General features: G+C 58.3%; 17 protein-coding genes (1 of these 17 running past the window's edge). 8 read left to right on the top strand and 9 right to left on the bottom strand.

Annotated elements, in window-relative coordinates:
- Positions 1 to 4: 4 nt before the first annotated feature.
- The 3 genes from trpD (at position 5) to AC3IUA_RS27945 (ending at position 2,657) form a co-directional block, all read left to right on the top strand.
- The gene (trpD, locus tag AC3IUA_RS27955; protein ID WP_489357998.1) at positions 5 to 1,054 is read left to right on the top strand and encodes an anthranilate phosphoribosyltransferase; all 1,050 of its coding nucleotides are present in this window, start codon (positions 5 to 7) and stop codon (positions 1,052 to 1,054) included.
- The gene (gene trpC, locus AC3IUA_RS27950) at positions 1,051 to 1,887 is read left to right on the top strand and encodes an indole-3-glycerol phosphate synthase TrpC (RefSeq protein WP_489357997.1); all 837 of its coding nucleotides are present in this window, start codon (positions 1,051 to 1,053) and stop codon (positions 1,885 to 1,887) included. The genes trpD and trpC overlap by 4 nt, the downstream gene beginning before the upstream one ends.
- 68 nt (positions 1,888 to 1,955) lie before the next feature.
- Entirely contained in the window at positions 1,956 to 2,657 is a 702-nt protein-coding gene (locus AC3IUA_RS27945) for a lipoate--protein ligase family protein (protein ID WP_489357996.1), read from the top strand.
- On the opposite strand, the gene crp is transcribed toward AC3IUA_RS27945, so the two are convergent.
- Positions 2,654 to 3,298, bottom strand: coding sequence for a cAMP-activated global transcriptional regulator CRP (crp, locus tag AC3IUA_RS27940; RefSeq protein WP_489357995.1), 645 nt, complete (start codon positions 3,296 to 3,298; stop codon positions 2,654 to 2,656). The two genes, AC3IUA_RS27945 and crp, sit on opposite strands and share 4 nt — an antisense overlap.
- A 237-nt stretch (positions 3,299 to 3,535) precedes the next feature.
- Between crp and AC3IUA_RS27935 the strand changes: the two genes are divergently transcribed.
- Positions 3,536 to 3,958 carry an OsmC family protein gene (locus AC3IUA_RS27935; RefSeq protein ID WP_489357994.1) on the top strand — a complete coding sequence of 141 codons (423 nt, stop codon included), beginning with the start codon at positions 3,536 to 3,538 and terminating at the stop codon, positions 3,956 to 3,958.
- A 238-nt stretch (positions 3,959 to 4,196) separates the two neighbouring features.
- The gene (gene speD, locus AC3IUA_RS27930) at positions 4,197 to 4,991 is read left to right on the top strand and encodes an adenosylmethionine decarboxylase (protein ID WP_489357993.1); all 795 of its coding nucleotides are present in this window, start codon (positions 4,197 to 4,199) and stop codon (positions 4,989 to 4,991) included.
- A gap of 64 nt (positions 4,992 to 5,055) precedes the next feature.
- Here speD and coq7 read toward each other — a convergent pair whose 3' ends face one another.
- From coq7 to hemJ, 6 genes are all read right to left on the bottom strand, one after another.
- The gene (coq7, locus tag AC3IUA_RS27925) at positions 5,056 to 5,703 is read right to left on the bottom strand and encodes a 2-polyprenyl-3-methyl-6-methoxy-1,4-benzoquinone monooxygenase (protein ID WP_489357992.1); all 648 of its coding nucleotides are present in this window, start codon (positions 5,701 to 5,703) and stop codon (positions 5,056 to 5,058) included.
- 128 nt (positions 5,704 to 5,831) lie between these two features.
- Entirely contained in the window at positions 5,832 to 6,170 is a 339-nt protein-coding gene (locus AC3IUA_RS27920) for a histidine triad nucleotide-binding protein (RefSeq protein ID WP_489357991.1), read from the bottom strand.
- Between the two features lie 80 nt (positions 6,171 to 6,250).
- Positions 6,251 to 7,039, bottom strand: a complete 789-nt coding sequence (locus tag AC3IUA_RS27915) for an SDR family NAD(P)-dependent oxidoreductase (RefSeq protein WP_489357990.1) — start codon at positions 7,037 to 7,039, stop codon at positions 6,251 to 6,253.
- Between the two features lie 62 nt (positions 7,040 to 7,101).
- Complete coding sequence (locus AC3IUA_RS27910; RefSeq protein ID WP_489357989.1) at positions 7,102 to 8,001, bottom strand: DUF805 domain-containing protein; 900 nt, start codon at positions 7,999 to 8,001, stop codon at positions 7,102 to 7,104.
- Positions 8,002 to 8,085: 84 nt separating this feature from the next.
- Positions 8,086 to 9,054, bottom strand: a complete 969-nt coding sequence (locus tag AC3IUA_RS27905) for an NAD(P)H-dependent flavin oxidoreductase (protein ID WP_489357988.1) — start codon at positions 9,052 to 9,054, stop codon at positions 8,086 to 8,088.
- Positions 9,055 to 9,088: 34 nt separating this feature from the next.
- On the bottom strand, positions 9,089 to 9,517 hold the full coding sequence (hemJ, locus tag AC3IUA_RS27900) for a protoporphyrinogen oxidase HemJ (RefSeq protein ID WP_489357987.1): 429 nt from the start codon (positions 9,515 to 9,517) through the stop codon (positions 9,089 to 9,091).
- Between the two features lie 295 nt (positions 9,518 to 9,812).
- Here hemJ and argC point away from each other — a divergent pair, with 295 nt between their 5' ends.
- Together argC and erpA are read left to right on the top strand one after the other, a co-directional pair.
- Positions 9,813 to 10,847 carry an N-acetyl-gamma-glutamyl-phosphate reductase gene (argC, locus tag AC3IUA_RS27895; RefSeq protein ID WP_489357986.1) on the top strand — a complete coding sequence of 345 codons (1,035 nt, stop codon included), beginning with the start codon at positions 9,813 to 9,815 and terminating at the stop codon, positions 10,845 to 10,847.
- Positions 10,848 to 11,014: 167 nt separating this feature from the next.
- Positions 11,015 to 11,365: an iron-sulfur cluster insertion protein ErpA gene (erpA, locus tag AC3IUA_RS27890; RefSeq protein ID WP_489357985.1), complete on the top strand. Its 351-nt coding sequence runs from the start codon at positions 11,015 to 11,017 to the stop codon at positions 11,363 to 11,365.
- A 76-nt stretch (positions 11,366 to 11,441) separates the two neighbouring features.
- Here the strand turns inward: erpA and AC3IUA_RS27885 are convergent, their stop codons facing one another.
- The gene (locus AC3IUA_RS27885; protein ID WP_489357984.1) at positions 11,442 to 12,533 is read right to left on the bottom strand and encodes an anhydro-N-acetylmuramic acid kinase; all 1,092 of its coding nucleotides are present in this window, start codon (positions 12,531 to 12,533) and stop codon (positions 11,442 to 11,444) included.
- A gap of 3 nt (positions 12,534 to 12,536) precedes the next feature.
- Positions 12,537 to 13,970, bottom strand: coding sequence for a peptidoglycan DD-metalloendopeptidase family protein (locus AC3IUA_RS27880; RefSeq protein ID WP_489357983.1), 1,434 nt, complete (start codon positions 13,968 to 13,970; stop codon positions 12,537 to 12,539).
- Positions 13,971 to 14,181: 211 nt separating this feature from the next.
- On the opposite strand from AC3IUA_RS27880, the gene tyrS reads away from it, so the two are divergent.
- Positions 14,182 to 15,343, top strand: partial view of a tyrosine--tRNA ligase gene (tyrS, locus tag AC3IUA_RS27875; RefSeq protein WP_489357982.1) — the 5' portion only. Its footprint extends 38 nt past the window's final position; 1,162 of the gene's 1,200 nt are visible here — the first part of the coding sequence; it begins with the start codon at positions 14,182 to 14,184; the stop codon falls past the right edge of the window.

The raw sequence follows: 15,343 nt of genomic DNA, 5'->3' as shown, positions 1-15,343 counted from the left end.
TTTCATGGATATCAAGACTGCCCTGAGCCGTATCGTCGGCCACCTGGACCTGAGTACTGATGAGATGCGCGATGTCATGCGCGAAATCATGACCGGGCAATGCACCGACGCGCAGATCGGTGCCTTTATGATGGCCATGCGCATGAAAAGCGAAAGCATCGACGAAATCGTCGGCGCGGTCTCGGTCATGCGTGAGCTGGCGGATAAAGTCGAACTGAAAACCCTCCACGGTGTAGTCGACGTGGTGGGTACCGGCGGTGACGGTGCAAATATTTTCAACGTGTCGACAGCGGCCTCGTTTGTGGTCGCCGCGGCCGGTTGCACCGTCGCCAAGCATGGCAACCGTGCGGTTTCCGGTAAAAGCGGCAGTGCCGATTTGCTGGAGGCTGCCGGCATTTATCTGAATCTGACGCCGATTCAGGTCGCCCGTTGCATTGATAACGTCGGCATTGGCTTCATGTTCGCTCAGTCCCATCACAGTGCGATGAAGTACGCCGCCGGGCCGCGCCGCGAGCTGGGCCTGCGTACGCTGTTCAATATGCTTGGCCCGCTGACAAATCCCGCCGGTGTGAAGCATCAGGTGGTGGGCGTGTTCACTCAGGCGTTGTGCCGTCCATTGGCCGAGGTCCTGCAACGTTTGGGCAGCAAGCATGTGCTGGTGGTGCATTCCCAGGATGGTCTGGACGAATTCAGTCTCGCGGCTCCGACCTTCGTTGCAGAGCTCAAAGATGATGCAATAACCGAGTACTGGGTCCAGCCTGAAGACCTTGGAATAAAGAGTCAGAGCCTGTTCGGCCTGGTGGTCGAAAGCCCGGCGGCATCCCTGGAGTTGATTCGCGATGCCCTGGGGCGCCGTAAAACCGAGTACGGCCAGAAGGCGGCGGAAATGATCGTGCTCAATGCTGGCGCGGCGCTGTATGCCGCTGATCTTGCAAGCAGTCTCAAAGAAGGCGTGGCCCTGGCTCACGATGCGCTGCACACCGGCCTGGCTCGGGAGAAACTCGAAGAGTTGGGCGCGTTTACCGCGGTATTCAAGGTGGAGAATGAGGGATGAGTGTGCCGACGGTTCTGGAAAAAATTCTTGCGCGCAAGGCTGAGGAAGTCGCCGAGCGTAGCGCCCGGGTGAGCCTGGCGGAGTTGCAGCGTCTGGCGGCATTGGCCGATGCGCCGCGGGGTTTCGCCGAGGCACTGATCAAGCAGGCCAGGCTCAAGCAGCCGGCGGTGATTGCCGAGATTAAAAAAGCCTCGCCAAGCAAAGGCGTAATCCGTGAGAACTTCGTTCCGGCGGACATCGCCAGGAGCTATGAGAAAGGTGGAGCGACCTGCCTGTCGGTGCTGACCGATGTCGATTACTTCCAGGGCGCCGATGCTTACCTGCAACAGGCGCGCGCGGCGTGCAAGCTGCCGGTGATCCGCAAGGATTTCATGGTCGATCCTTATCAGATCATTGAAGCCCGGGCGCTGGGTGCCGATTGCGTGCTGTTGATCGTCGCCGCGCTGGATGACGTGAAAATGGCCGAGCTGGCTGCCGTGGCGAAAAGCGTTGGACTTGATGTGCTGGTTGAAGTGCACGACGGTGACGAACTGGAGCGGGCCTTGAAAACCCTCGACACGCCACTGGTGGGCGTTAACAACCGCAATCTGCACACCTTCGAGGTCAATCTGGAAACCACGCTCGACCTGTTGCCGCGCATCCCTCGTGATCGCCTGGTGATCACCGAGAGTGGCATTCTCAATCGAGCCGATGTCGAGTTGATGGAAATCAGCGACGTGTATTCATTCCTGGTCGGCGAGGCGTTCATGCGCGCCGAGAGCCCGGGCGCGGAGCTGCAACGGTTATTCTTCCCTGAGCGCGGTGTGCCGGTGAGCGGCTCCACTCTCGATTGAACCTGATTTAATGAAGAAGCCGGCGATGCCGGCTTTTTTATAGCCATCGCAAAAGGATTCGTACTGCCATGACTCAACCCATTGCCTTGACCGTCGAAGCGGGCCTGCGCGCCGAGCAGGACTTGCTGGCCGCCGTTTGCGCTGGAGAACAAGAGTTCGGCCTGTTGTTCTGGCAGCCGAGTGATCGAGCGCTGGTCATGCCCAGGCGTTTAAGTCGCTTGCCAGGTTTCGAAGCCGCCAGCCAGGCGTCGGCCGCCAGCGGTTGGCCAGTCCTGTTGCGTGAAACGGGCGGTGAGCCGGTGCCACAGTCTGCGGCGACCATCAATATTGCGCTGGTCTATGCGCCACCACGCAGTGAAGGCGACCAAGGGCGGATCGAGACCGCGTATCGGCGTTTGTGCGACCCGATTTGCGAGCTGCTCACCGAGCTCGGCGGCAATGCTTCGTTGGGAGAGATAGAGGGCGCGTTCTGCGACGGTCGCTTCAACGTCAACCTTGATGGTCGAAAAATGGTTGGCACCGCCCAGCGCTGGCGCCAGAGCAAGGGTGGCCAGCGCCCGGTGGGGCTGGTGCATGGCGCGCTGTTGCTGGATGACGAGCGTGAGTCGATGGTCGCGGCGGTCAATCGCTTCAATCAGGTCTGTGGTCTGGAGCAGCGGGTACGTGCCGAGAGCCACATCGCCTTACATGAAAAATATGCTGCTGCAGATGCCCTCGAGCGTTTGGACAGTTTGTATCGGCAGATGCTTGCAGAGGTGATGGCTCCCTAGCGGGTGCCGAACACCACCATGGTTTTGCCTTTGACGTTCACCAGGTTGCGTTCTTCCAGATCCTTGAGCACGCGTCCGACCATTTCTCGAGAACAGCCGACGATCCGGCCGATCTCCTGGCGCGTCACCTTGATCTGCATACCGTCCGGGTGGGTCATGGCATCCGGTTGCTTGCACAGCTCCAGCAGGCAACGGGCTACCCGGCCGGTGACGTCGAAAAACGCCAGGTCGCCAACCTTGCGCGTGGTGTCGCGCAGGCGCTGGGCGATCTGGCCGCTGAGTGCGTAGAGAATGTCCGGGTCTTGCCGGGACAGTTCGCGGAACTTGCTGTAACTGATTTCCGCCACGTCACATTCGATCTTGGCCCGCACCCAGGCACTGCGCTGTTGTTCGTGGCCGGCTTGTTCAAACAAGCCCAGCTCGCCGAAGAAATCGCCGGAGTTGAGGTAGGCGATGATCATTTCCCGGCCATCGTCGTCCTCGATCAGAATCGTGACTGAGCCTTTGATGATGAAAAACAGCGTATCCGAACGATCGCCGGCACAGATAATGTTGCTCTTGACCTGGTAGCGTCGACGCTGACAGTGCATCAACAGCTTGTCGAGGTTCTTGATCTTGGGTATGGGGGTAATAGCAACCATGGTTGTATCCCGAAAAGACTGTGCAGTGTGGTGTCGTCTGGATTTTTTATAGGGCGAGGGCGCTGTAAACAGCTGGCCATGCGCCAGTGATTTGGCGCCAGCTTAACAGACACATTCTGTAGAGATTTGAGAATTTATCTATCAGGCATGGCAGCCCCTCATCGGCTGGCAAAACGCTGTCCTTTCAGGGGCTTGTGCTAAGCTGGCGACCCTTTTTTTAGCAGTGGAGTCTTGGCGATGAAGGCACGCATCCAATGGGCTGGCGAAGCCATGTTCCTCGGTGAATCCGGCAGCGGTCACGTAGTGGTAATGGATGGCCCGCCAGAAAGCGGTGGCCGCAACCTGGGTGTGCGGCCCATGGAAATGCTCCTGCTCGGTGTGGGCGGTTGCAGTAATTTCGATGTGGTCAGCATCCTGAAGAAGTCTCGTCAGGCAGTGGAAAGCTGTGAGGCCTTTCTCGAAGCCGAGCGTGCTACTGAAGATCCGAAGGTCTTTACCAAAATCCATATGCATTTTGTGGTCAAGGGCCGGGCGCTGAAAGAAGCTCAGGTCAAACGTGCTATCGAACTGTCCGCGGAGAAGTATTGCTCGGCGTCGATCATGCTCGGAGCGGCTGGCGTGGTGATTACCCACGACTACGAAATCGTCGAGCTCGGTTGAATCGACATTCAACTATCATAAATGCAGTGCAGACTCTGGCGACCATCGACCCAGGTCTGCATGATGCGCCACTTTTTTTCAGGGCAGTGATTGCTTTCAAGGCAGGTCACGGCTCCGAACAGATAACCAAAATCGCCATCGCGAAGAGGTGTTTACCGTCCTACGCAGGTGCGTCGTTCGCATCTGACGGGCATGCTTGATCACGCGGCCGGGCCGCATTCACAGAGAGTTTCTAACGGTGAAAAGCAAACTCAAGCTCCACGGGTTCAATAACCTGACAAAGACCTTGAGCTTCAACATCTATGACATCTGCTACGCGGAAACTCCGCAGGACCAACAGGCTTACGTCGAGTACATCAACCAAGAGTACGACGCCGAACGCCTGACGCAGATTCTCACAGATGTGGTCGATATCATTGGTGCCAACATCCTGAACATCGCCCGTCAGGATTACGATCCGCAAGGCGCCAGCGTGACCATTCTGATTTCCGAGCAGCCGGTGACGCCTACCGACAGCCAGATCGAAGAATCCCCGGGTCCACTGCCCGAGACCATCCTGGCTCATCTCGACAAAAGCCACATCACCGTACATACCTATCCGGAGATCCATCCGGTGGACGGTATCGCGACGTTCCGTGTGGATATCGATGTGTCGACGTGCGGGGTCATTTCACCGCTTAAAGCGCTCAACTACCTGATTCACCAGTTCGACTCGGATATCGTCACCGTGGATTACCGCGTGCGCGGTTTCACGCGGGATGTTGAAGGCAAGAAGCACTTCATCGACCATGAGATCAACTCGATCCAGAACTACCTCTCCGAGGACACCCGCGACGGTTACCAGATGACCGACGTGAACGTGTACCAGGAAAACCTGTTCCACACCAAGATGCTGCTCAAGAACTTCGAACTGGATAACTACCTGTTCGGTGACGCAACCAGCAATTTGTCGGCAGAACAGCGCGCTCAGGTCACTGAGCGGGTGAAGCACGAAATGCTGGAGATCTTCTACGCTCGCAACATGACAAGATAAAATCTGCAGGCAAAAAGAAAGGGCGCTTGATAGCGCCCTTTTTACTTTTCTGTAGGGTGACTTTTCAGATCCGATAGGTACTCTTGGTCATGACCTTGGCCATCAGACTCATGCCGAACTTGACCGGCGCGGGGAACCGGAAGCCACCGGCATCCAGCGCGCTTTCGGCGTGCTGCTCTTCATCGACGCGCATCTGCTCGAGAATCGCCCGGGACTTTTCGTCTTCGGCCGGCAATTGCTCAAGGTGTTCATTCAAATGCTTGCAGACCTGATGTTCGGTCGCGGCCACGAAGCCCAGGCTGACTTTGTCGCTGATCAGCCCGGCAACCGCGCCAATGCCGAACGACATGCCGTAGAACAACGGGTTCAACAGGCTGGTATGGCTGCCCAACTGGCGGATGCGCTGTTCGCACCAGACCAGGTGATCGATCTCTTCTTCGGCGGCATGCTCCATGGCGGCGCGTACTTGCGGCAGCTTGGCGGTCAGGGCCTGGCCCTGGTACAGCGCCTGGGCACAGACTTCACCGGTATGGTTGATGCGCATCAGACCGGCAACGTGCCGGGTGTCCTCGTCGCTCATCTGCGCGTCCGGCTTTACGATAGCCGGCGACGGGCGATAAGGCTGGCCGCTGAAGGGCAGCAGGGTGCGCATCGCGGTATCGGCTTGCAACAGCAGACGGTCGATCGGCGAGTAGTGACGTTGGGTAGTCATGCATACCTCCGGGAAGAATCTCGGCGGCCAGTTTACCCCAATCGATGAGGCGAAGCCTGCGCTGGATCAGCGCACCCTCCACCTTGAAGGCTGCGAAGGGTGTGCTGCGAAGGTCTGTACTAGAGCAATCAGCCCGGAGGCCAGTGCATCTGACGCTGGCCGAGTACATGCATATGGATGTGATAGACGGTCTGCCCACCCAGTTCATTGCAGTTCATGACCACGCGAAAGCCTTTTTCACAGCCAAGCTCTGTGGCCAGGCGCTGGGCGGTGAACAGCATATGTCCGGCCAGCGCCTTATCGTCTTCGGTAAGGTCGTTGAGGGTGCGGACGGGTTTCTTCGGGATCACCAGAAAATGCACCGGTGCCTGTGGCGCAATATCGTGGAAGGCCAGTACCTGGTCATCCTCGTAGATGATCTTCGCGGGTATTTCTCTGTTGATGATCTTGGTGAACAGAGTATCCACAGCTGTTTCTCCATTGTGTTGGTCCGGACTGAGTGTACTCAGACGACTTGCCTGCGCCCAGCCCTTTGCTCGGTTGCGAGTTAACGCGGGCAATAAGTCTTGTTGATTGCACCGGCGATTTTTCGGGTCAGCCAGCGCGAGCCAAGACGCGGAATGAAGGCGCGCCAGCGGTTGCGACGGCCAGGAATGATGATTGCGCGGTTCTTCTCCATCGCGCGCACGGTGTAGAGCGCGACTTCTTCGGGGCTCATCAGCAGATTGCTGTGTTCCAGCTTGCTGGCGTCGAGCTGGGCGGTGCGAAAGAACGCCGTGCGCGTCGGTCCCGGGCACAATACCGAGACCTTGACCGCGCATTTTTTCAATTCTTCGCGCAAGCCTTCGGAGAAGTGCAGGACATAGGCTTTGCTGGCGTAGTAAGTGCTCATCCAGGGGCCAGGATGGAAGGCCGCGACTGAGGCGACATTCAGGATCTGCCCGCCGCCCTGCAAGGCCATGCTGTTGCCGACGGCATGGCACAGGCGGGTCAGGGCCAGAATATTCACTTCGATCAGGTCTTGTTCGGTCATCCAGTCCTGGGCCAGAAACGGGCCGCAGGTGCCCATGCCGGCGCAATTGACCAGCAGGTCAATCTGCCGGTCACCTTCCTCAAGCTCCAGCAGAAAACCGGAGAGACGCAGCGGTTCGCCAAGGTCGCAGGCGCGGAACAACACCTCCACGCCAAAGCGCTGGGTCAGTTCGATTGCAATGCTTTCCAACTGATCACGTTGGCGCGCCACCAGAATCAAGCTGCGGCCGCGCCTTGCCAGTGCTTCGGCCAGGGCCAGGCCAATGCCGCTGGAAGCGCCAGTGATCAGAGCGTAACGGGTCATGCAGTTCTCCATCGCAACGGCTGCGCGTCTGGGACGGACGTCTCACAGGCGCGCAGCGCTTTTCATTCTTGCGCAGAGTCTACAGGTGGCTGAGCGGGTTCGGCTGCTTCTGTCGCGGGTTCGACGCTTTCATAGGCGCTCATGGAGCTGCTCTGGTACTCCTGTGTGAGGGTGCTGAGGCCGCCGGCGAGTGCGCCGATGATCAGCACGGCAAGCAACACCAGCCACAGAGAGCACAGGATTTTGACTGCGGTGCTGTTTGGTGGCGGCGGTGCGCCATAGCGGTTGGCGCCGGCATTGCCCGGCATGACCGTTATCAGAATCGGGAATACGCTCCCCACCAGTGGCACCAGATTGAGGAACCATAACCAGCCTGACCAGCCAAGGTCGTGGAGGCGCTGGACGGTAATGGTGATATTCACATAGAGGTAGGCTAGTAGCGCAACGCTACCCAGCAGGCCCCCCAGCATGAAGTGCTCGCCAGAGAACAAACTCAGGGTAATGGCTGCTGCGACAGCGGTTGCGGCCATTAGCGACACTAATGTCCAGGCCAGAAACCTCAGGCGTCCGATGCGTCCTTGGACACTGAATACTTTCAGCTCGGAAAACACTGGAAGGGGTTCACCGACTGCCGCGCGGGGAGGGCTGTAGGGCGATTCGGAATCACTGGAAGACGATGCACTGGCGATAGAGGGCAGACGAACCTCGGCGATACTGGGCTCGATAGGCTGCTCGGCTTCGATTCGAGCGTCGATACCGGTCTTCGACAGTGCATCAAGGTAAGTTTGTGCATCCGCGTGGGACAAGCCGTGCTTCAAGGCGACGGGTTTTCCGCTGAACAGCCGCTCAATGGCCGTCACATCGCTTTTGAACAGCTCGGCGAGGTTGAGCTTTGCCGTGGTGATCTCGACGCCGGGTAGCAGGGCCCCGTCGAATACGATCTTGAAACGGTTTTCGCTCATTCAGGGGCATCCTTGTCAGTTGCAATAGGTAGGGATGGAGTTTAAGGCCAGTCGTGAGCGTCTGGCCAAAAACACCCGAGGTCGTCAGCGCGGCCAGCGCTTCGGCAATTGCGCAGCCAGCGCTTGCGCACTGCGGTATTCGGCGTCCAGCCGTGCTACCAATTGATCGACACTCGGCAGATCATCGATTTCACCCACGCCCTGGCCTGCCGACCATACGGTTTTCCAGGCTTTGGCTTCGTCTTTGAGGGGTTTGAGTTTCGAGCCGAAGTTGACTTCGCCCTTGCCCTGCAGCGCATCCAGGTCGAAACCGGCATTGACCAGGCTCTGGCGCATGAAGCTTGCGGGGACGCCAGACACGGCGGGGGTATGAATGATGTCGGCGGCCTTGGAGTTCAGCAGCATCTCTTTGTAGGCCTCGGGTGCATGGCTTTCGCTGGTGCCGATAAACCGTGTCCCGAAGTACGCCAGATCCGCGCCGAGCAGTTGTGCGGCAAGAATTTCGTGGCCATGGTTCAGGCAACCGGCCAGTAACAGGGTCTTGTCGAAGAACTGGCGGATTTCGGCAATCAGCGAGAACGGGCTCCAGGTGCCGGCATGCCCGCCGGCGCCGGCGGCAACCGCAATCAGCCCGTCGACCCCGGCTTCAGCGGCTTTTTCAGCGTGGCGCCGGGTGGTGACGTCGTGAAATACCAGTCCGCCATAGCTATGTACCGCATCGACGAGCTCCTTCACCGCGCCGAGGCTGGTGATGACGATCGGCACCTTGTGTTCGATACAGATCGCCAGGTCCGCTTCCAGGCGCGGGTTGCTGTGGTGGACGATCAGGTTCACCGCATAGGGCGCAGGATTCTCCAGTTCGGCCAGCCCTGCTTCGATTTCCTCCAGCCAGGCCTTGAAACCGCTGCTTTCACGCTGGTTGAGAGCGGGAAAGCTCCCCACCACACCGTTACGGCAACACGCCAGGACCAACTGGGGATTGGAAATCAGGAACATTGGCGCTGCCACCACCGGCAGACGCAAACGTTGTTCAAGCAGAGCGGGCAGCGACATTGGAAGTACCCCGAATAGTTGCGACTGGCAGGATTTAGAACGGTCGTACAACGACCAGAATTACAATAGCCAGCAATATCAGAACTGGCACTTCATTGAACCAGCGATAAAAGACATGGCTGCGGGTGTTTTCGCCACGGGCAAAACGTTTTACCTGTGCTCCGCACATGTGGTGGTAGCCGATGAGGAGCACCACCAGGGTGAGTTTGGCGTGGATCCAGGCGCCTTGGCTGAAGATGCTCGGGTTGAGGGCGATCAGCCAGATGCCGAAGACCAGGGTCGCGATCATCGCCGGGAGCATGATGCCCCGGTACAGCTTGCGCTCCATGATGCTGAAGCGTTCCTTGCTGATACTGTCCTCGCTTTGCGCGTGATAAACGAACAGACGCGGCAGGTAAAACAGGCCGGCAAACCAGCAGACCAGACTGACGATGTGAAAGGCTTTGAGCCACAGATAAAGCATTTTTGGTTATTCCCAGGTTCACGGTAGCCCGAATAGTAGAGAAAGTGTCCTGTCTCGGACATAGCTGTTCAATTTTGGCAGTGTCTTTTGTCGCCATACTGCGTTGCCGCTCCTCCCCATAGCGGGCTATGGCTCGTCGCGGCGCCGTGTCTGACAACAAAATCCACTTGCCAAACCTTGAACGTATGCCCGAGACAGGACACATGAGCGTCCGCACGTCACCTTGGCGGTTGTCGCAGAGCGTTGCGGCCCCTATTATCGATGGCTTTCCAGTGGGTTCGTTGAGGGCAGGTATATGGTCAAGGTCGGTATCGTCGGCGGCACGGGTTACACCGGTGTCGAACTGCTGCGTCTGTTGGCACAGCATCCGCAGGCTGAAGTGGTGGTCATCACTTCACGATCCGAGGCAGGTCTGGCCGTTGCCGACATGTACCCGAACCTGCGAGGCCACTACGATGGCCTGGCGTTCAGCGTACCGGACATCAAAACCCTGGCTGCCTGCGACGTGGTGTTTTTCGCCACGCCCCACGGCGTTGCCCATGCCCTGGCGGGCGAGTTGCTGGCTGCGGGGACCAAGGTAATCGACCTTTCGGCAGACTTCCGTTTGCAGGACGCCGATGAATGGGCCAAGTGGTACGGTCAGCCGCACGGTGCGCCAGAGTTGCTGGAAGAAGCGGTCTACGGCTTGCCGGAAGTCAATCGCGAACAGATCAAGCAGGCTCGCCTGATCGCTGTGCCAGGTTGCTACCCGACCGCTACGCAATTGGGTTTCCTGCCATTGCTTGAGGCAGGTCTTGCAGATACCTCCCGCTTGATCGCTGACTGCAAATCCGGTGTCAGCGGTGCCGGTCGTGGTGCCAGCGTGGGGTCGTTGTACGCCGAAACCTCCGAAAGCATGAAGGCCTATGCGGTCAAAGGGCATCGTCACCTGCCTGAGATCCGCCAGGGACTGCGTCGCGCCGCGGGTAAAGATGTCGGCCTGACCTTCGTCCCGCACCTGACCCCGATGATTCGTGGTATTCATTCGACGCTTTATGCAACGGTCGTGGACCGCTCGGTGGATCTGCAAGCGCTGTTTGAAAAGCGCTATGCCAACGAACCGTTCGTCGACGTCATGCCTGCCGGCAGCCACCCGGAAACGCGTAGCGTGCGTGGTGCCAACGTCTGCCGTATCGCCGTGCACCGTCCACAAGATGGTGATCTGGTGGTGGTGTTGTCAGTGATCGACAATCTGGTCAAAGGCGCGTCAGGTCAGGCGGTGCAGAATCTGAATATCCTGTTCGGCCTGGATGAGCGTCTGGGCTTGTCCCACGCCGGCATGCTGCCGTAAGGCTGTATCCCACTCGGCAAAAAGGCCCGTGAACGGGCCTTTTTGCATTCTGTACTGGCAACCAGGTTGATTGATATACCGTAACAATAGTTGACCGATTTTCTGGGAGAAGCGGATAATGCGCGTCATCACGCATTATGGCGGCGTAACGCCGGGAGATAGTCAGCATGAGCGTCGAATCCTTCACCCCCATGGCTTTGCAATTCACTCACGGTGCCGCGCACAAGGTGAAGAGCCTGGTCGATGAAGAGGGGAATGATCGCTTGAAGTTGCGCGTATTCGTTACGGGCGGCGGTTGTTCAGGTTTTCAGTACGGCTTCACCTTCGATGAAGATGTGGCCGATGACGACACCATCGTCGAGCGCGAAGGCGTCAGTCTGGTCGTCGATCCGATGAGCTTCCAGTACCTGGCGGGTGCCGAGGTGGATTATCAGGAAGGTCTGGAAGGCTCTCGTTTCGTGATCAAGAACCCGAATGCCACCACGACCTGTGGTTGCGGTTCTTCGTTCTCGATCTGATCGAACAGCACAGTACCGGTTTCACTTAACGCCGCATGGCTCCCATAGAGCCATGCGGCGTTTTGCTGTCTGTCCATCAGGCCGGGTAGATGGCGCCCAGCACTCGCAAGCCGCGAGCGCCGGTGACGCTCGGACGATTGCCGGCAATGCCTTCCAGGCAGCAATGCGCCAGCCAGGCGAAGGCCATGGCCTCGACCCAGTCCGGATCGACGCCATAAGCGGCGGTGCTGCTGACAGTGGTATTGGGCAACAGGGCAGCGAGACGGCTCATTAGCGCAGCGTTGTGGGCGCCACCGCCGCAAACCAGCAACTCTTGCGTTTCGTCTTGCGCGGCCCGCAATGATTCGACGATGGTCAAGGCGGTCAGTTCAAGCAGAGTCGCCTGTACATTTTCAGCGGCCAGTGTTGGGAGGCCCGCCAGATGGCGCTGTAGCCATTGCAGGTTGAACACTTCACGGCCAGTGCTCTTCGGGCCCTTGGTCAGGAAAAATGGATCACTGAGCAAGGCCTTCAGCAGCGCAGGTTCCACCTTGCCACTGGCAGCCCATTGGCCGTCGCGATCAAAGTTGTCGCCGCGTTGCAGTTGAATCCACGCATCCAGCAAAACGTTCCCGGGGCCGCAGTCAAAGCCAGCGACAGGTTTGCCAGTCTCAATCAGGCTGAGATTGCTGAACCCGCCAACATTCAACACGGCTCGATGGCCTGCACGCTGATCAAACAGCGCCTCGTGGAAGGCTGGAACCAGTGGCGCGCCCTGGCCGCCGGCGGCCACGTCACGGCTGCGAAAATCGCCGACGACGGTGATTCCGGTCAGTTCGGTCAGCAACGCCGGGTTGCCAATCTGCACAGTGAAACCCCTTGAAGGCTCATGGCGGATGGTTTGCCCGTGGCTGCCGATCGCCCGAATCGCTTCAGGTTTGAGATGGTGTTTGTCGAGGAGGGCGCGGATGCCCTGAGCGGCCAGTTGCACCCAGTTCTGTTGGGCGATGGCCGAGCGGGCAATCTCGTCGGGGCCGCTGGCGCACAAGCCAAGCAGTTCGGCGCGCAGGGTTTCAGGCATGGGGATGTAATGCGTGGCGATCAGCTTGATCGCCGGTGTTTGCTCGATCAGCGCGATATCCAGGCCATCAAGGCTGGTCCCGGACATCACACCTATATAGAGCGCCATGGCCTAGCGCTTGCTCGAAGCCAGCGTGGTGGCTTTTTCCTGATCCATCCGCGCCATCAGTGGCTGGCTCTGTTGCTGGAAGCGCGCGCGCTCTGCTTTGGATATCGGATCGGCCATGGCCACCTTCTGACCCAGCGGGTCGACGTGCACACCATTGACCTGGAACTCGTAGTGCAAGTGTGGGCCCGTGGAAAGGCCGGTGGTGCCGATGTAGCCGATAACCTGGCCCTGCTTGACGCTGCCGCCGGTCTTGACGCCTTTGGCGAAGCCTTGCATGTGGCCGTAGAGCGTACGGTAGGTATTGCCGTGCTGGATGATCACAGTGTTGCCGTAACCGCCGCGGCGCCCGGCCAGCAGGACTTTGCCATCACCGGCCGCCTTGATCGGTGTACCGCGTGGTGCGGCGTAATCGACGCCTTTGTGGGCGCGGATCTTGTTCAGGATCGGGTGCTTGCGGCCCATGGAGAAGCGCGAGCTGATACGGGCGAAGTCTACCGGTGTGCGGATAAAGGCTTTGCGCATGCTGTTGCCTTCAGCGGTGTAGTAGCTGCTGGTACCTTGCTTGTTGGTGTAACGCACGGCGGTATAAGTCTTGCCGCGGTTGACGAACCGGGCGGAAAGGATAGGGCCGGTGCCGACGGTCTTGCCGTTGACGACCTTCTGTTCGTAGATCACATCGAACTGGTCACCCGGACGAATATCCTGGGCGAAGTCGACGTCATAGCCAAACACGCTGGCCATGTCCATGGTCAGTCTATGAGACAGACCGGCACGAGCTGCGGACTGCGAGAGCGAGCTGTTGATTACGCCGTGAACATAGGCCGAGCGCACCGTCGGCTTGGAGGTGAGGCGGTTGAACGCAAAGCCATTGGAGCCTTTGGTCAGGGTGATGCTTTCGAGGTCGTTGACCTTGCTATGCAGGTTCCTCAACTGGCCATCAGCGTCCAGTTCGAACTCGAGTTTCTGACCGCGCTTGAGCTGAGTGAACTGCTTGGCTTGTTTGTCGCTGGCGAGGATTTCATGCACGGAAGTCGCGGGCAGGCCGACTTTCTCGAACAGCGTGGAAAGCGTGTCGCCTTTGGCAACAATAACTTCCCGATGTTCGGGGCCTTTTTTCTCTTCCGCGACCGCTGGTGCGACCACTGGAGCGGGCTGCGCTAGAGCGGTTTGCGGGGTTTCTTCAGGGCTGTCTTCAATTTGCGCAAACGGGGGGGCAACCACTTCATTTGTGGCTTGCTCCGCTTCTGCGGCGTCTTGAACTTGTGTCAGTTGCTCGATCGGGGTTTCCAGGTCGAGATTCAAAGTCGTTCTTTTGGCTTCTACGTCACTGGAAGGAAATACCAGGAGCGCCAGGCTGAGTAAGGCGGCGATACCACTTGCGGCGAGCAGGTGGGTCTTCGGATAAAGCGGTGGCGCTTTAGGCGGTTTGGAGGTCATAGGTAGTTTTGACTTTGAGAAAAATGAATTGGAAAAGATGAATGACATGATGAAGATGAAATAACTGTATAAAATATAACCAAATCGTCTGTGAAGCAAGCCCGCGAACGTCCAGTTCGTGGAATGGCCTCCGTACGCCGGGCAAAACTTGTAATTAGTCCGTGATCTTGTATGGTTGGCTCCCTTTGAATCTGAGCCTTGCGGGTCTGTTATGAAGTCGGTTGAAGAGCAGCTAGCGCTGATCAAACGTGGTGCGGAAGAGGTGTTGGTCGAGTCCGAGCTGATCGAGAAGCTCAAACGTGGCCAGCCGCTACGTATTAAAGCTGGTTTCGATCCGACGGCGCCGGATTTGCACCTGGGGCATACCGTGCTTATTAATAAGCTGCGCCAGTTCCAGGATCTGGGGCATCAGGTGATCTTCCTGATCGGTGACTTCACCGGCATGATCGGTGATCCGAGCGGCAAGAGCGCGACGCGTCCTCCGCTGACTCGTGAGCAGGTTCTCGAGAATGCCGAGACCTACAAGACCCAGGTATTCAAGATTCTCGATCCGGCCAGGACCGAGGTGGCGTTCAACTCCACCTGGATGGATCAGATGGGGCCGGCGGACTTCATTCGCCTCACTTCGCAGTACACCGTAGCGCGGATGCTCGAGCGCGACGATTTCAACAATCGCTACTCGACCAATCAACCGATTGCCATCCACGAGTTTCTCTATCCGCTGGTTCAGGGCTATGACTCGGTAGCGCTACGTGCCGACGTCGAGCTGGGCGGTACCGATCAGAAGTTCAACCTGTTGATGGGGCGTGAGTTGCAGCGCGCTTACGGACAAGAGGCGCAGTGCATTCTCACCATGCCGTTGCTTGAAGGTCTGGATGGCGTGAAGAAGATGTCCAAGTCCCTGGGTAACTACGTCGGGATCCAGGAAGCGCCGGGTGTCATGTACGGCAAACTGGTTTCGATCCCGGATGTGCTGATGTGGCGCTACTTCGAATTGCTCAGCTTCCGCTCGATGGATGAAATCGAAGTCTTCAAGGCTGACGTCGAGGCAGGCGCCAATCCGCGGGATATCAAGATCAAGCTGGCTGAAGAAATCGTTGCGCGCTTCCATGGTGAAGAGGCCGCGGCGAATGCTCATCGTGGTGCGGGCAATCGCATGAAGGATGGCGAGCTGCCAGATGATCTGCCAGAGATCGAACTGACTGCGACTGAAGATATGCCAATTGCCGCTGTCCTTAATAAGGCAGGCCTGGTGAAGAACTCGGCAGTAGCGCGCGATCTTCTCGGCTCCGGTGGTGTGCGTATAGATGGTGAAGTGGTTGATCGCACCTATATATATGCAGTGGGTGCGACCCATGTTTGCCAGGCTGGTA

The organism is Pseudomonas sp. KH_050 (genome assembly GCF_057838875.1).
This window is presented reverse-complemented; position numbering and strand designations above follow the sequence as displayed.

Excerpts from the sequence above, each read along its gene's own strand:
- AC3IUA_RS27915 (WP_489357990.1), bottom strand. The coding sequence starts at position 7,039 with ATGACCCGTTACGCTCTGATCACTGGCGCTTCCAGCGGCATTGGCCTG.
- hemJ (WP_489357987.1), bottom strand. The coding sequence starts at position 9,517 with ATGCTTTATCTGTGGCTCAAAGCCTTTCACATCGTCAGTCTGGTCTGC.
- crp (WP_489357995.1), bottom strand. The coding sequence starts at position 3,298 with ATGGTTGCTATTACCCCCATACCCAAGATCAAGAACCTCGACAAGCTG.
- AC3IUA_RS27885 (WP_489357984.1), bottom strand. The coding sequence starts at position 12,533 with ATGGCGCTCTATATAGGTGTGATGTCCGGGACCAGCCTTGATGGCCTG.
- argC (WP_489357986.1), top strand. The coding sequence starts at position 9,813 with ATGGTCAAGGTCGGTATCGTCGGCGGCACGGGTTACACCGGTGTCGAA.
- coq7 (WP_489357992.1), bottom strand. The coding sequence starts at position 5,703 with ATGACTACCCAACGTCACTACTCGCCGATCGACCGTCTGCTGTTGCAA.
- AC3IUA_RS27935 (WP_489357994.1), top strand. The coding sequence starts at position 3,536 with ATGAAGGCACGCATCCAATGGGCTGGCGAAGCCATGTTCCTCGGTGAA.
- AC3IUA_RS27945 (WP_489357996.1), top strand. The coding sequence starts at position 1,956 with ATGACTCAACCCATTGCCTTGACCGTCGAAGCGGGCCTGCGCGCCGAG.
- AC3IUA_RS27880 (WP_489357983.1), bottom strand. The coding sequence starts at position 13,970 with ATGACCTCCAAACCGCCTAAAGCGCCACCGCTTTATCCGAAGACCCAC.
- trpD (WP_489357998.1), top strand. The coding sequence starts at position 5 with ATGGATATCAAGACTGCCCTGAGCCGTATCGTCGGCCACCTGGACCTG.
- AC3IUA_RS27905 (WP_489357988.1), bottom strand. The coding sequence starts at position 9,054 with ATGTCGCTGCCCGCTCTGCTTGAACAACGTTTGCGTCTGCCGGTGGTG.
- erpA (WP_489357985.1), top strand. The coding sequence starts at position 11,015 with ATGAGCGTCGAATCCTTCACCCCCATGGCTTTGCAATTCACTCACGGT.
- trpC (WP_489357997.1), top strand. The coding sequence starts at position 1,051 with ATGAGTGTGCCGACGGTTCTGGAAAAAATTCTTGCGCGCAAGGCTGAG.
- AC3IUA_RS27910 (WP_489357989.1), bottom strand. The coding sequence starts at position 8,001 with ATGAGCGAAAACCGTTTCAAGATCGTATTCGACGGGGCCCTGCTACCC.